Annotated in this window: 11 protein-coding genes; 5 read left to right on the top strand and 6 right to left on the bottom strand. The window is 68.9% G+C overall.

What is annotated here, in order from left to right:
• Positions 1-59 precede the first annotated feature (59 nt).
• Complete coding sequence (locus AB0H42_RS09800; protein WP_357052496.1) at positions 60-434, bottom strand: hypothetical protein; 375 nt, start codon at positions 432-434, stop codon at positions 60-62.
• A 688-nt stretch (positions 435-1,122) separates the two neighbouring features.
• On the opposite strand from AB0H42_RS09800, the gene AB0H42_RS09795 reads away from it, so the two are divergent.
• Positions 1,123-2,400: an ROK family protein gene (locus AB0H42_RS09795; protein WP_357052493.1), complete on the top strand. Its 1,278-nt coding sequence runs from the start codon at positions 1,123-1,125 to the stop codon at positions 2,398-2,400.
• A 57-nt stretch (positions 2,401-2,457) separates the two neighbouring features.
• Here the strand turns inward: AB0H42_RS09795 and AB0H42_RS09790 are convergent, their stop codons facing one another.
• From AB0H42_RS09790 to AB0H42_RS09780, 3 genes are all read right to left on the bottom strand, one after another.
• Complete coding sequence (locus tag AB0H42_RS09790) at positions 2,458-4,065, bottom strand: DUF2207 domain-containing protein (protein WP_357052490.1); 1,608 nt, start codon at positions 4,063-4,065, stop codon at positions 2,458-2,460.
• A 134-nt stretch (positions 4,066-4,199) separates the two neighbouring features.
• On the bottom strand, positions 4,200-4,553 hold the full coding sequence (locus AB0H42_RS09785; protein ID WP_357052487.1) for a hypothetical protein: 354 nt from the start codon (positions 4,551-4,553) through the stop codon (positions 4,200-4,202).
• Positions 4,554-4,719: 166 nt separating this feature from the next.
• Positions 4,720-4,839 carry a helix-turn-helix domain-containing protein gene (locus AB0H42_RS09780; RefSeq protein ID WP_357052836.1) on the bottom strand — a complete coding sequence of 40 codons (120 nt, stop codon included), beginning with the start codon at positions 4,837-4,839 and terminating at the stop codon, positions 4,720-4,722.
• A 309-nt stretch (positions 4,840-5,148) separates the two neighbouring features.
• Here AB0H42_RS09780 and AB0H42_RS09775 point away from each other — a divergent pair, with 309 nt between their 5' ends.
• Entirely contained in the window at positions 5,149-6,060 is a 912-nt protein-coding gene (locus AB0H42_RS09775; RefSeq protein ID WP_357052484.1) for a neutral zinc metallopeptidase, read from the top strand.
• Between the two features lies 1 nt (position 6,061).
• Here the strand turns inward: AB0H42_RS09775 and AB0H42_RS09770 are convergent, their stop codons facing one another.
• Positions 6,062-6,754, bottom strand: a complete 693-nt coding sequence (locus tag AB0H42_RS09770; protein ID WP_357052481.1) for a TetR/AcrR family transcriptional regulator — start codon at positions 6,752-6,754, stop codon at positions 6,062-6,064.
• Positions 6,751-9,030 carry an MMPL family transporter gene (locus tag AB0H42_RS09765; protein ID WP_357052478.1) on the bottom strand — a complete coding sequence of 760 codons (2,280 nt, stop codon included), beginning with the start codon at positions 9,028-9,030 and terminating at the stop codon, positions 6,751-6,753. Before AB0H42_RS09765 ends, AB0H42_RS09770 begins: the two co-directional genes overlap by 4 nt.
• 139 nt (positions 9,031-9,169) lie before the next feature.
• Here AB0H42_RS09765 and AB0H42_RS09760 point away from each other — a divergent pair, with 139 nt between their 5' ends.
• The 3 genes from AB0H42_RS09760 (at position 9,170) to AB0H42_RS09750 (ending at position 15,549) form a co-directional block, all read left to right on the top strand.
• Positions 9,170-11,773 carry a DNA polymerase III subunit gamma and tau gene (locus AB0H42_RS09760; RefSeq protein ID WP_357052475.1) on the top strand — a complete coding sequence of 868 codons (2,604 nt, stop codon included), beginning with the start codon at positions 9,170-9,172 and terminating at the stop codon, positions 11,771-11,773.
• 297 nt (positions 11,774-12,070) lie between these two features.
• Positions 12,071-13,282, top strand: a complete 1,212-nt coding sequence (locus AB0H42_RS09755; protein ID WP_357052472.1) for an acetyl-CoA C-acetyltransferase — start codon at positions 12,071-12,073, stop codon at positions 13,280-13,282.
• Between the two features lie 116 nt (positions 13,283-13,398).
• Positions 13,399-15,549 (top strand): 3-hydroxyacyl-CoA dehydrogenase NAD-binding domain-containing protein, encoded by a 2,151-nt coding sequence (locus AB0H42_RS09750; RefSeq protein ID WP_357052469.1) that lies wholly within the window; start codon positions 13,399-13,401, stop codon positions 15,547-15,549.
• Positions 15,550-15,567: the final 18 nt, after the last annotated feature.

Below are 15,567 nucleotides of genomic sequence, written 5' to 3'. Positions count from 1 at the left end.
TCGGACCGCATGGTTTCAATTTTTCTGCACCCCTGCGTAATTGGACATACTGCCGCATCTCATGCGGTATCCGCCACCGTGCGGGCGAGGGCCGTGCTGTTGGCGGCATCGGCCTCGAGAAAAAGAGCGGCGGCCGCCAGATACGCGGCTTTGTGCCGCAGCGCCGTCTGTTCGAAGGCGCTGAGGGTGTCCAGGTACTCCTGCCCCTTCGCGGCGAAACCCCGCGTCAGGGCATGGCCCGACGGCAGGTCCGGGAACCCCTGTACCCCGGTGAGGGCGGCCGCGTCCACCCGAGCCTGCCGTATTCGCTCCGCGAGCCGGTCGCACGATTCGGCCAGGCCGCGCGCGGCCGCTTCGGTCATATGGAACTCTCCGGCCCGCGCCGCCTCGTACAGGCGGACGGCTGCCGATTGACCCAGATCTGGTACGGGCATCGTCTTCCCCCTTCGGACTCCCCACCGTGCGCTCGGAGCATAGCAGCGGAAAATGCCGTGTACCAGGGTCTTCGCGGTCCGTCGGACGCGCCTTCGGGAGCGCGGGCAGCGCGGTGAGCGGACCGAGCGTCCGGCCACGCCGCCGGGCTCCGAGTGTCCGCCGGGCTGCGGGGATTGTTGTCCGCGGTTGTGCGGGGAATATTCTCCGGAGATCGGCGGGGAATATTCCCCGGGCGCCGACGGAAAATAACAGGTTTCAACTGTGGTCTTATTTCCCGGACGATAACGGAGAATTCGATCGGGCTACGTTTCGAATTCACCACGGGCCCGGTGGGAGTCCGATACCACACACCGGGCCGTCGAGAATGACCGTGCACAGCTTGAAGGCGGGCGATGCGGCAGTGAAAACATGGGGTCGAGCAGGGCGAACGCCCGGCTCCGCGAGACGAAGATCGCCGAAACCTTGGTGTTGCGCCCGGGGAGATGTTAATTTATTTGTTATGTCTACCAGCAGCGCCGACTCGCGGAAGGTCACCTATGTGACTGCCGCCCTCGGTCTGCGTCTGCCCCTCACCCGCGAGTTGTGTTGCCGCCGTTGCCGCGGTTGAGCGATTTGGATCTCCCAGCCGCCTCGGTTCAGTTGTAGGCATATCCCGTTTCGCGGGAGATATTCATCGAGGAAATTCATATGGCTGTCCGCACCGCCGAACGCACCGCGTCGCAGGCTTCTCCTGTTCGTACCCGAGCTCCTCGTCCGGTCGTCCCCCCTGACCTGCGGTTATCGGACAATCCCGCCGCGGCCGTGCTCCGGGCCGCCACCACCGGGCCGGTATTCCGGGACAAGACCGCACGGGCCACCGGACTGAGCATCGCCACCGTCAATCGCCAGGTGTCCTCGCTGCTCACCGCCGGGCTGCTGCGTGAGCGCGCCGATCTGACCGCCTCCGGCGCGGTCGGCCGGCCCCGGGTGCCGTTCGAGGTCGACCACGACACATTCGGAACCCTCGGTGTGCACATCGGCGCGGCGTCCACCCGAATCGTGGTCTCGGATCTGCGCGGCCGGATTCTCGGCGGCCTCACCATCGCCACCCCGCAGACCGGCCAGGAGTTCGCGGTCAAAACCGTCGCGCACAGCGCGAAATCCTTTCTGCAGCGCTGGTACCGGCGTACCCCGTTATGGGTCGGCGTCGCGATCGGCGGCCGGGTGGATCCCGGTACCGGTATCGTCGAGCACTCGAAACTGGGCTGGCAGGCCGCGCCGGTGGGCGCGGTGTTCAGTGAGGTGCTCGGTCTCCCGGTGACGATCGCCCCGCACGTCGAGGCCATGGCCGCATCGGAACTGCTGCTGCCGGGCGTGAGCCAGGACGCGGCGGAGGACTCCGGCCGGGCCGCGCACGGCAGCAGCCTCTACTTCTATGTCCGGGAGACCGCCGGGATCTCGGTGACCTTGGACGGCCGGGTGCACACGCCGAGCAACGGTCCGGGTTCGATCGCGCATCTGCCCACCGGATCCGATGTCGAATGCTCGTGCGGCCGGCGCGGTTGCTTGGAGGCGACCGTCGGCGACCGTGGGCTCCACGCGCGCGCCGTCGGACGGGGAATCATCCCCGCGCACAACGGCAAATCCAGTTCGAGCATCGCCGACCTCTACCGGGCGGCGGCCCACGGTTCCGAGCCGGCCCGCGAACTGCTGGCGGAGCGGGCCACTGTGCTCGGCCGGACAGTGGCACTGGTCCGGGACATGCTCAACCCCGACCGGGTGGTGCTCGGCGGGCAGGCGTTCACGACCTACCGCCCCGGGCTCGCGCATGTGGCGCGTGCCTTCAACGAATCCACGATGCTGCCGCCCACGGATATCCGGGTCACCGGGTACGCCTCGAAGGTGCAGGAATTCGCGGCCGTCGTCACCTCGCTGAGCGCGCTGTACGCCGATCCGCTCGCCGCGCTGCGGCGGGTCACGGCATGAGGCGTCACTAGCGTCCGGACGTGCCCCGTGCGGCGATTGCCGCACGGGGTTTTCACGTTATTTCGCGGGAAACAGCGATTCGATCGCGGTGATGAAATACGGGAAGTGCACGGCGAACCGGTGCAGGTCCCGGTCGCCTTCGAAACCACCGAACCAGTACAGTCCGGGATCGTCGTCGGCGGAGGGGTCGATATCGCGGAAGGTGCGAACCCAGTTGTCGGCTCGGCTCCAGACCACCATGTAGGGCAGACCGCGGGAGAACACGAGTTCGCGGTCGCCGGGCGGTATCTGCCGGCTGGTGACCTGTTCCAGACCTCGCTGCAAGCCGCGGACCTGTGCGGTGAGCGTCCGGCCGAAGGCGGTGCGCACCGGCAGGAACCGCTGGGCCGCGAGCAGTGCGCCTCCGGCCAGCGCGATCGCCACACCGACCAGGGCGTGCCCGGCCAGTAGGGCGGCGAGGATGGTCACCGCGGCGCCGAGAACGATCAGGCCGCCGCCCAGCCATAGCGGGATCCGCCGACGCACCGGGTCGATGAAGGCGCCGCGGTCGACGGCGTCGGTGACCATGGCCCGGCGCAGCGGTTCGGTGGGCAGTCGGCCGGGCGCGGCGAGTTCGGCCATCGTGACCGCGTCGGTACCGGGCGGCAGCAGCGCGTCGTAGACCGTCCGCTCGTAGGCGCGCAGCTGGTCGTCGGCCGGATTCACCCGGGTCAGCCGCCACTGGGTCTCGCCGATGCGCGAGATCCACAGATAGTTGCGGACCGCGAGATCCACCACCGTGGCGGCGATATCGGTCGGATCGGTGTGACCGTCGAGCAGGACTCCGGCCTCACCCGGCAGGATGCCGGCCGGGGAACTGAAGTGGGTGCGCCCGCCGCTGCGCACCAGCGGTTCCATCGGCTCGGCGGGGACGGATTGCCGGCGCACCCAGAAGACGTAGGCGGCCAGCGCGACGAGGGCGGCCACCAGCAGGCCGAATGCCAGTAGCACGGGCCCGGTCACCGCGAACGGTGAATCGCCGGGGCCGGTGATATCGGCATTCGGCGGTACGGTGCCCGGCGGAATCTGCAGGGTCAGGTCGACCGATTCGCCCTTACGCAAATTCGTCTGGTCCAGGTACATGACGCCGTCCGGTTCGATCCGCACCTGGGCGCAGGGCCGGGTGTTGCCGATCGGGCCCAGCAGGCATTCCACGATGCCCATCTCGAAACTGGGGCTGATGAGTGAGGCATGGATCTCGGCGAGATCGACATTGAGCACCCCGAACCAGCGGAAGACCTGACTGCCCTCGGCGTCACTGACCGTATTGCGCACCGCATAGCGGACCGTGGTCTCCCCGGGGCCCGCGTCCACGGTGAACAGATCGTCGGCGATCGTCGCGCTGCCCGGGCCGCTGGTCTCGATGTCGGTGACCGCGAACCGGCGTTCGGAGTCCTCGCTGACCTGCACCCGCAGCGGCAACGTCATGGTGAACCGTTCGCCGGGCGGAACCGTCACGCGCTCGGTCACTTCCAGGACGCCCTCGCGGTTCAATGTCATATCCAGGTACAGGATCGAACCTGCCGGTCCCTGCGCCCGAGCTGTCGGCATGCTCGGACCGAAAACGGCGAGAAGTCCGGTCAGTGCGAGCAGCAGCGCGAGTGCACCCCCCCGAAGTGTGAGCATGACTCGTTACCTTACAGCGCGTCCGATAACTCGATGAGGTATCGGACACCGCCCTTCCCGGGCGTCATCGGCTCACACCCCGACCGGGATACAAGCCTCCGTTCCCGCGTCGTCCGGGCCGGTTGCATCGGCACTTATCGGGTGCCGGTCAGCGCCTTCCCGTCGGCGGGCATTGGTAACCCGGCCCCTTGCTCGGAGGTCCGGTGATTGTGGTGGGTCTTGCCTGTACTCGACGGGAACCATCGATCGGCGGTGACCACGGTGCCGCTCCGCCACCGCTGCTTGTAGTCCAGCAGTCGCCCGAAATCGGCCCAGCCGGTATCGGCGATCGACCGTGCCAGGCGGCGGTTGCGCAGCATCCCCGCCACATGCAGGTCCTCGACAACGAGCCGGTCGTGGGTTTTGACCAGTTGGTTGGTGATCTGATGCAGGAACGCGGCCGCAGTCGGTAGCGACTTCCTCGAACACCTGCTGACACACCTGGTCACGCCATGCCAGCCCGGTGACCTCGACCGTGGTGACCCCGGCCGGGTCGACGGTGATCAGTCGGCCGACTGCTTCGGATTTCTTCCAGGTGTTGAAGGCGTCGATCAGGTCGAACCGGGTCCATGGGACATGGTGGTCGGGGTCGGTCCGCCGCTGGTGAGCGCGGTTTCACCCTTGCCAGGCACTGGTTGTAGGCGAACGGGCCGCGCCCGCGTGCCGGGCCGGCACGGTCTGCTGCTCGACGGTGGGGTCGAGACAATACCGGAACGCGGTGTGCCTACCACCGATCCGAACCCGGCAATCCGAGATCTCAGCTTGCTATCCTGCGTCAGCGGCTGTTGGTGTTCGGAGAAGGCGAGGGGGTCCGGGGGAGTGACGCAACCACCTTACGGGCGCGGACCGGTACCACCCGGCAGACAGCCGATACCACCCGGTGGCCGGCCCCCGTACGGTCCCCGGCCCGGTGGACCGCAGCGGCCGCCCTATCCGGGGCCGCGCCCGGGTTACCCTCCCGCGCAGGGTTATCCGCACCGGCCGCCGCCGGGTTATCCCCCGCAGGGCCCGATCTCCGGTTATCGTCCGATCGTCGCCCCGCCCATGCCGCCACCGGTGCCCTATCGGGTACCCAACGCGCCGCGGCCGCGTAGCCGGCGCAGCAGTGGCAGTACGTTGCTGGTGGTGCTCGCGCTGATCCTGGTGCTGGTCGCCGCACTCGTGCGGGGCGCGTTGAATTCCGACGGCCTGAACGTGCTGGGCCCACAGCCGGAGCACAGTTACGACACCGGCGAAACCGGTCCCGCCGAAACCGGGGCCAATCCGCTGCTCACCGATCCGGATGCGACGCTGATCCCCGCGGACTGCGAGTACGCGCCGTGGTCGACGGATGAGGACACGGCCCGGGCGTTCTTCGACAGCGCCGAGAAATGCCTGGAGTCGGCCTGGCAGCCGGTACTGGCGGACGCGGGCCTGCCGTTCGAGCCACCTACGGTGCTGGTGTCGGCGGATACCGAGGGCATCACCACACCGTGCACCGGTTCGACCGACAACTTCGCCGCGTTCTACTGTCCGGCCAACCGGACCATCTATATGCCGGTCAGCCAGTTGCAGACCGACTACTACCACGACAACTGGGTGGTCTACCTGTCGGTGTTCGCCCACGAATACGGGCATCACATCCAGAATATGTCCGGCATCCTGCTCGCCGCCAACAGTGCCCGGGTCGACGCGGGCGCGCGCAGTCCGGAGGGGCTCGAACTGTCGCGGCGAGTGGAACTGCAGGCCAACTGCTTCGACGGCATGTACCTGATCTCCTCGGCCGACGGTGGTGCGCTCACCGACCAGCAGATGACCGACGCGCGGACCGACGCCGATCATCGTGGCGATCAGCACGGCGATATGCGGGATCACGGCACTCCGGACAACGGCGGCCGCTGGTTCGGCCTGGGCGTCGAACACAATCTGACCGCCGAGTGCAACACTTTCACCGCGCCGGCCGACGCGGTGAGCTGAATCAGTCCGACGGGTCCGGTTCGCGTATCCGCGAGCGCAGTTCCATCGCCCACTGGGTCATTTCGGCGGGCGACTTGTCCGGGCCCATCAGCTCGGTGAGTACGTGCCCGAAACATGCCGCGTCGAGCACTCTTTCGGCGACGGCCATCGGATCACCCCAGGGCAGATAGGGTTTCGCCAGCAGCAGGGAGGCGATCCCGTGCGCCGCCGCCCATAGTTCGAGCACCAGCGGGGTGGGGTCCGCGCGGTCGATGAGCCCCTCGGACATGGCTTCTTCCACGGTCGCGGCGAAGTAGCGGAAGGCGCCGCTGGACAGCACCATGTCCACCGCACCCTGATGGGTGGTCGGGATGGTCGCCAGCCGGTACTGCTCGGGGTGGTCCAGGGCGAACTGTACGTAGGCGAGGCCGAGCCGGTGCAGGCGCAGCGCCGGCGGGTCCGCCGGATCCACCGCCGCCTGCATCGCGGTGTTCAGCGCTTCGAAGACCTCGGCCACCGCCGCCTCGATCAGCGCGTCCTTGTCGGCGAAGTGGCGGTAGATGGAGGGCGCGCTGACCCCCACCACACCCGCGACCGCGCGGATCGATACCGCGCCGACATCGCCGGTGCGCTCGAGCAGCTCCCGGGTGGCGGTGATGATCTCCGCGCGCAGCCGGCTTCCGTGCCCGCGTGGGGAGCGTGGCCGCCCAGTCATACTCGCACCGGTGGTTCGGCGGTGGCCCCCGGCGCGTCCACAGGCTCCTCGCTGAACCCGATCCGGTCGTGCAGCCGGGCCAGCGGTTTCGGCGCCCACCAGTTGAGCGGGCCCATCAGTTTCATCAGCGCCGGAACGAGCAGGGCCCGGATGAGCGTGGCGTCGGCGAGCACGGTCAGGGTCAGGCCCAGGCCCATCAGCTGGATGAACGACACCTTGGAGGTGGTGAGGGCGCCGATCACGATGGCCATCAGCACGGCCGCGGCGGTGAAGATACGCCCGGTGCGGGCCACTCCGACCGCGACGGCTTCGGTGTTGGCCTCCCGTGCCGACTCCGTGCCGCCGTGCCCGGCTCGCCGGCGCAGCCATTCCTCCCGGATCCGCGAGAGCAGGAACACCTCGTAGTCCATGGACAGCCCGAAGGCCAGGCAGAACATGAGGATCGGCATGGTCGGCACCAGGTAGCCGACGGCGGTGAAACCGAGCAGCCCCTGCAGATGGCCGTCCTGGAAGATCCACACCATGGCGCCGAACGCGGCGGTCAGCGAGAGGGTGTTCAACAGCAGCGCCTTCAGCGGCAGGAGCAGGCTGCCGGTGAACAGGAACAGCACCACGAAGGTGGACAGCACGATGAGCAGACCGGCGAGCGGCAGCCGCTCGGCCAGTGCGTCGAGCGAGTCCTCGTTCACCGCGGCCGAGCCGCCGAACAGGGCCGGGGCGGGTGGGTCGACCGCACGCAACGCGTCCAACTGTTCCGCGCCGGCCGGGGAGAACGGGTCGACAGTGCTGTTGACGGTCAAGTACGTGCCGGTGTCGTTCGCCATACCCGGCGGGGTGGCGGCGAGCCGGTTCCCGGAGACGTACACGCCGGCGCCGGACAGCACTCCGGTGATGTTGTCGACCTCGGACAGCCGGGCGGCGTATTCGCCGACCCCGCGTTCGTCGCGATATCCGTCCAGCACGATCGTGGTGTTGCCGCCGGGATCGGCGCGCGGGAACTCCGCCCGGATCTCGTCGCCCACCTGCCGGCTGGCCGCCGAAGCGGGCAGCACCCGCTCGTCGGGGTAGCCGAATTTCACCGAGAGGAACGGCGAGCCGAGCGCCAGCATGAGCGCCACGATCACCACGGAGACCGGGACCGCGGCCCGCATGACCCGCTTGACCAGGCGGTACCAGCCGGTCTGCTCCGGCACCATGGCGCCCAGCGGCTTCGGTTCGCGGCCGAACAGGCGCAGCACGGGCGCCCGCAGGTCGAGGGCGTTGACCCGGTGGCCGAGCAGTACGAGCGCGGCGGGCAGCACCACGATCGACGCGACGGCGGCCGCGATCACCACCGCGACGCCGGAGTAGGCGAACGAGCGCAGGAAGTACAGGTCGAACACGAGCATCGCCGACAGCGACAGCGCCACGGTGATCGCGGAGAACAGCACGGTACGACCGGCGGTCTGCAGGGCCCGGACGGTGGCCGCGCGCGGGTCGCGACCGGCCGCGAGTTCCTCCCGGAACCGGCTGACGATGAACAGGCTGTAGTCGATGGCCAGTGCCAGACCCAGCGCGGTGGTGAGATTCATCGCGTAGATGGAAACGTCGGTGAACAGGGTGAACAGCTTGAGGATCGCCAGCGTGGCGGCGATCGCGAACAGCCCGACCAGCAGCGGCAGCGAGGCGGCGATCAGGCTGCCGAAGACCAGGACGAGCACCACCAGGGTGAGCGGGATCGCCGCGGTCTCGGCGACGGCCAGATCGTGCGTGATCTGGTCGTTGACCTCGTGGAACGTCGCCGCGGTACCGCCGGCCCGGACGGTCACCCCGGCGGCCGTTCCGGTGACCTGCTCGCCGAGCTCGCCGGCGGCTTCCTGGATCTGGGTCTCGTCGCCCGCGAAAGTGACCCCGATCAGCCCGGATTCACCGTCGGTGCTGCGCAGCACGCTCGCGACCGCCGGTGACGGCGCGGTCCAATACGACTGGACACTGTCGGTGTCCGGGTGGGCCCGCACGATATCGATGACCTGCAGGGCGCGCGCCCGCACCGGATCCGCGTCGACCCCGTCCGGCGATTCGACGAGGAGGATGTAGTTGGGTGCGGCGCCGTCGAAGTTGTCGATGAGCTGCTGGGCGGCGCGGATGGATTCGGCGTCGGCGGAGACGAATCCGCCGGATTTCAGCCCGGCCGCCGCGGTGGCCCCGAAGATCCCGCACAGCAGTGCGACGGCCAGTGCGCCGAGGAGTATTGCGCGCGGAAATCTGGTGGTGAACTGCGCGACGCGGATCAACATGTAATGGCCCCGAATCAGTAAGTTAGTGGCGTTAGCGTAACGCTGTTAACCCAAGGAGGGAAGAGGCGAGCCGGACTGCGTGGTGGGCGGGTCCCCCCGCCGGGTGCGCGTTGTCGGTCTCCGCCGGTAACCTCTGGCCGTGGCTCTGTACCGGAAGTACCGACCGGCAACGTTCGCTGACGTGGTGGGCCAGGAGCATGTCACCGACCCGCTGTGTACCGCGCTCGACACCGGCCGGATCAGTCATGCCTATCTCTTCTCGGGTCCGCGCGGCTGCGGCAAGACCTCGTCGGCGCGGATCCTCGCCCGTTCGCTGAACTGCGTGCAGGGCCCCACCTCCACGCCCTGCGGCACCTGCGCCTCCTGCCTCTCGCTGGCCCCGGGTGGCGGGGGCAATCTCGACGTGATCGAACTGGACGCCGCCAGCCACGGTGGTGTCGACGACACCCGCGAACTACGCGACCGGGCCTTCTACGCGCCCGCCGAATCCCGCTATCGGGTGTTCATCGTCGACGAGGCGCATATGGTCACCACGGCCGGGTTCAACGCGCTGCTGAAGATCGTCGAGGAACCCCCGGCCCATCTGATCTTCGTCTTCGCCACCACCGAGCCGGACAAGGTGCTGCCTACCATCCGCTCGCGCACCCACCACTACCCCTTCCGGCTGCTGCCCCCCGCCACCATGCGCGGCCTGCTCGGCGGCATCTGCGAACAGGAGCAGGTGCCGGTGGAGGAAGCGGTGTACCCGTTGGTGATCCGCGCGGGCGGTGGCTCCCCGCGCGACAGTTTGAGCGTGCTCGACCAGTTGCTCGCCGGCGCCGGGTCCGAGGGCGTCACCTATTCGCGCGCTGTCGCACTGCTGGGGGTGACCGATGTGGCGCTGATCGACGACACGGTCGACGCGCTGGCAGCGGGGGACGGCGCCGCCCTGTTCGGCACCGTCGACCGGGTGATCGAGGCCGGGCACGATCCGCGCCGGTTCGCGGTGGACCTGCTCGAGCGGCTGCGCGACCTGATCCTGCTGCAGGCCGTACCCGACGCCACCGAACGCGGACTCGTCGCCGCGCCCGTCGACCTGCTGGACCGGATGCGCGAGCAGGCCGCGCGGCTCGGGCCCGCGGCCCTCACCCGCTACGCCGAGCTCTTGCACGCCGGGCTGGGTGAGATGCGGGGGGCCACCGCGCCGCGGCTGTTGCTCGAGGTCGTCTGCTCGCGGATGCTGTTGCCCGCCGCGGACGAATCCGAGGCCGCGACCCTGCAACGGCTGGAACAGCTGGAACGGAAGATCGCCGCCGGTGTGATCGCGGCTCCGGGCGCGGCGCCCGCGGGCGGGACGCCGACGTCCGGTCCCACCGAAGCCGCCCCGGCACCCGCGGGGCGGGTTGCCGCGTCCGACCCGTCCCGCCGCCGGGGGGCCGAAGCCCTGGCCGCCCTGCGGGAGTCCAAGACCGGGCGGTCGCCGGAACGCGCGGCTGCCGCCGAGCCGCCGGCGGCCGGAGCAGCGGATGCGGCGCGTCCCGCGCCCGACCGGGGTGGTCCGGACCAGGAGATGTCATCTGCCCCCGTGGGGTCGGTGGATGCGGTCGCCGGGGGCTCGGTCGGGCCGCGGCCTCCCGGACCCGACGTCCGTGCGGCCGAGACGGCGCCGGCCGGTCCCGCACCGGCCGCGGCGCCGCCGAAACCGGACCCGGTTCCCGAGCCGGCCTCGACCGTTCCCGGCGCGCACACTTCGCGCGGTACGAGTTCGACCCCGGCCGAGAGTCCGGCGAGCGCGGACACCGCTGCTCGTCCGCCGGTGAGTGGGCAACCCGCCGACCGCGGGACGGGTTCCGATATCGCCCCCGCGCCCGCGGCGGCCGGATCTGCTGCCGAACCGGCGGTGGCGGCCGGATCTGCTGCCGAACCGGACCCGGCCGCCGGACCCGGCGCCGATCCGATCGGTCCGGCCGGACCCGAGGCCGGCGCGACGCCGGCCGATCCGGAGTTGCTGGCGGCTGTGGAGGCCGCCTGGCCGGAGATCAAGCTCGCGGTCAAGGAGTTCGGGCCGACCATCGGCGCGATGCTCACCTCGGGGGCGTCGGTGGCCGGGGTTCAGGACGGCGAGATCGTGCTGGCCCACCATGCCGCGCTGGTCCAGCGGCTTTCGCAGCCGCAGCCGCTGTCGGCGGTCCGGTTGGCGGTGCGCGCTGTACTCGGTCGGGAACATCCGGTGCGCTGGGTCGTCGCGGGTCAGCAGGTCTCGCGCGGCCCCGGTGGTCGTGAGCGAGGCGGACGCCGGGCCGGTGACTCGGAGTCGGGTGATTCCGACGGCGGTCGCCGAGGGGCTCCACAGCGCCCGGCGCCGAGCCGGGCCGGCACGGAGGCGCCGGACGAACCCCGCCGGGCCGACAGCGACGGCGGGCCGCAGGCCGATCCCACCGGCAGTGGATCGGCGAACGGGGCGCGGGCCGGCGGCGAACCGGCTCGCCGGCCGCGGTTCTCGCGGCCGAGCCAGGCCAAGACCGGGGCGGCGGCGGCGAGCCCCTACGACGACATCCCGCCCCCGGACTACCCGGACCTGCCCGATGATCCGGGTGATCACGGTTACGCACCGCGCAGCGTGCCCGCGTCCACTCCGGAGGAAGAGCGGGAGATGCTGGCGGAGTCGGCGCAGCCGGTCGCGCCGGGTGATCGGCGCGACCCGGACGAGGTCGCTCTGCGGCTACTGGCCAGTGAGCTGGGCGCCACCCTGTTGAACGGTTGACAAGCACCGTCTCGACCACGTTAAGTTAACCGGAGTTCGCATCCGGCGGTACTATGGGCGGGTAGCTGCGGACTTCGGCGAGACGAGGTTCTATGGTGGGCCGTGAGGTACGGGCTGCTCGGTACCCCCTCGGCGACCCGTGCCGTGGTTTGTACAGCGTATGCCCGCGCGGGTGACCGGCCCGTCAGCGCTGCTCAACTGAATACGGACGGTCGGTCGAACGGCCGGTCGGCGAGGTAACTCGCGTCCGCTCCGCCTGGTGCGGGTGGGCGTATTCCTAGGAAGGGACATTCCGATATGACCACAGAGGCCTACATTTACGAGGCCATCCGCACCCCGCGCGGCCGCAACAAGAAGGGGTCGCTGCACTCGGTCAAGCCGATCGATCTGACCACCGGGCTGGTGCAGGAGCTGCGCAACCGCTTCCCGAACCTCGACGAGGACCGGATTTCGGACCTGATCCTCGGTGTCGTCTCCCCGGTCGGTGACCAGGGCTCCGATATCGCCCGCACCACCGTGCTGACCGCCGGTCTGCCGGAGACGGTCGGCGGCGTGCAGATCAACCGCTTCTGTGCCTCCGGCCTCGAGGCCGTGAACATGGCGGCCCAGAAGGTGCGCTCCGGGTTCGAGGATCTGGTCCTCGCCGGTGGTGTCGAGTCCATGTCCCGAGTGCCCATGGGCTCCGACGGTGGCGCCTGGATGCTCGATCCGGCCACCAACTACGACACCTACGTCGTACCGCAGGGCATCAGCGCCGACCTGATCGCCAGCATCGAGGGCTTCTCCCGTGAGGACGTCGACGCCTACGCGGTGCGTTCGCAGGAGCTGGCCGCCAAGGCGACCACCGGCGGCTACTTCGCCAAGTCGATCGTCCCGGTCAAGGACATCAACGGCCTGACCGTGCTGGATCGGGACGAGCACATGCGGCCCGGTACCACCCTGGAAGACCTGGCCAAGCTGAACCCGTCGTTCGCCGGGATCGGTGAAATGGGCGGCTTCGACGCGGTGGCGCTGCAGAAGTACCACTTCGTGGAGAAGATCGACCACGTTCACCACGGCGGCAACAGCTCCGGCATCGTCGACGGTGCCGCGCTGGTGCTGGTCGGCACCGAGGAAGCCGGTAAGGCCTCGGGCCTGACCCCGCGCGCCCGCATCGTCGCCACCGCCACCAGCGGCGCGGACAGCACCATCATGCTCACCGGCCCCACTCCGGCCTCGCGCAAGGTGCTGGCCAAGGCCGGGCTGACCGTCGACGATATCGATCTGTTCGAGATCAACGAAGCGTTCGCGTCGGTGGTGCTCAAGTTCCAGAAAGACCTGCAGATTCCGGACGAGAAGCTCAATGTCAACGGTGGCGCCATCGCCATGGGTCACCCGCTCGGCGCCACCGGCGCCATGATCACCGGCACCATGATCGACGAACTGGAGCGTCGCAACGCCCGCTACGCCCTGATCACGCTGTGCATCGGTGGCGGCATGGGTGTGGCCACCATCATCGAGCGCGTCTGATCCCAACCGACTCGCTTTTCACCTCGCGATGAACACGCCGGTCCCAGCGACAGCACCTCGTGCGGCCACGGAGGGCCCGTGAACATCGCCCCATTCCCTCAGGAGACAGAAAAACCGTGAGCGAAGCCAACATGATCGGTTGGGAGAAGGATTCGGACGGCATCGTCGTGTTGACGATGGACGACCCGAACCAGGGCGCCAACACCATGAACGACCTCTACAAGAAGTCGATGACCGCGACGGTCGAGCGGCTCGAGGCCGAGAAGGACGACATCACCGGTGTCGTGCTGACCTCGGCGAAGAAGACCTTCTTCGCCGGCGGCGACCTGAAGAACATGATGCAGGTCGGACCGGACAACGGGCCCGAACTGATGGCCGAGCTGACCGAGATCAAGTCGGCGCTGCGCCGCCTGGAGACCCTCGGCAAGCCGGTCGTGTCCGCGATCAACGGTGCCGCCCTCGGCGGTGGCCTCGAGATCGCGCTCGCGACCCACCACCGGATCGCGGCCGATGTTCCCGGCTCCCAGATCGGCCTGCCCGAGGCCACTCTGGGCCTGCTGCCCGCCGGTGGCGGCATCATCCGTACCGTTCGCATGCTCGGTCTGCAGAATGCGCTCATGGGCGTACTGCTGCAGGGCCAGCGCAACAAGCCGGCCAAGGCCAAGGAGATCGGCCTGGTCGACGAGCTGGTCGGCTCGATCGAGGAACTGGTACCCGCCGCCAAGGCGTGGATCAAGGCCAACCCCGAGGGCGGCGTCCAGCCGTGGGACAAGAAGGGCTTCAAGATCCCCGGCGGTACTCCCGCCAGCCCGTCGTTCGCCGCGACCCTGCCCGCGTTCCCGGCCAACCTGCGCAAGCAGCTCAAGGGCGCCAATATGCCCGCTCCGCGTGCCATCATGGCCGCGGCGGTGGAAGGCTCGCAGGTCGGCATCGACGACGCCTCGCTGATCGAATCGCGTTACTTCGTGCACCTGCTCACCGGGCCGGTCGCCAAGAACATGATCCAGGCGTTCTTCTTCGACCTGCAGACCATCAACAACGGTGGTTCGCGCCCGAAGGATGTGCCGAAGAAGGAGATCAAGAAGGTCGGCGTGCTCGGCGCGGGCATGATGGGCGCCGGTATCGCCTACGTGTCGGCGAAGGCCGGCTACGAGGTCGTACTCAAGGACGTCAGCGTCGAGGCGGCCGAGCGCGGCAAGGGCTACTCGGAGAAGATCGAGGCCAAGGCGCTGTCCCGGGGCAAGACCACCGAGGAGAAGTCCAAGGCGCTGCTCGATCGGATCAAGCCGACCGCCGACGCGGCCGACTTCGCCGGGGTCGATTTCGTGATCGAAGCCGTCTTCGAGAGCACCGAGCTCAAGCACAAGGTCTTCCAGGAGATCGAGGACATCGTCACCCCCGACGCGCTCCTCGGCTCCAACACCTCGACCCTGCCGATCACCGGCCTGGCCGAGGGCGTCAAGCGCCAGGACGACTTCATCGGCATCCACTTCTTCTCGCCGGTCGACAAGATGCCGCTGGTGGAGATCATCAAGGGTGAGCGGACCTCCGACGAGGCCCTGGCCCGGGTGTTCGACTACACCCTCGCCATCAAGAAGACCCCGATCGTGGTCAACGACAGCCGCGGCTTCTTCACCTCCCGCGTGATCGGCACCTTCGTCAACGAGGCGATCGCCATGCTGGGCGAGGGCATCGAGCCCGCGACCATCGAGCAGGCCGGTTCGCAGGCCGGCTACCCGGCGCCGCCGCTGCAGCTGACCGACGAGCTGAACATGAAGCTCATGCAGAAGATCGCCAAGGAGACCGCCGAGGCGCTCGCCGCCGGTGACTCGGCCATGGGCACCGAACGGCACCCCGCCCTCGACGTGATCGATTACATGATCGAGCAGGGTCGCCCGGGTCGCCTGGAGAAGGCCGGCTTCTACGAGTACGACGAGAACGGCAAGCGGCTCAACATCTGGCCGCAGCTGCGCGAGCACTTCAAGACCACCGCCGGTTTCGACGTGCCGCTGCAGGACCTGATCGACCGCATGCTGTTCGCCGAGGCCCTCGAAACCCAGAAGTGTTTCGACGAAGGTGTTCTGGAGTCCACCGCGGACGCCAATATCGGCTCCATCTTCGGTATCGGGTTCCCGGCATGGACCGGTGGTGTCCACCAGTACATCGTCGGCTACCCCGGTGGCCAGGAGGCCTTCGTGGCCCGGGCCGACGAGCTGGCGAAGAAGTACGGTAAGCGCTTCGAGGTCCCGGCTTCGCTGCGCAAGTAGGTCCCGGGGCGGCCGGCC

It is taken from the genome of Nocardia sp. NPDC050799 (assembly GCF_040654015.1).
GTDB lineage: Bacteria > Actinomycetota > Actinomycetes > Mycobacteriales > Mycobacteriaceae > Nocardia.
The sequence above is the reverse complement of the archived record's forward strand: the minus strand, read 5'-3'. Positions and strand labels throughout refer to the sequence as shown.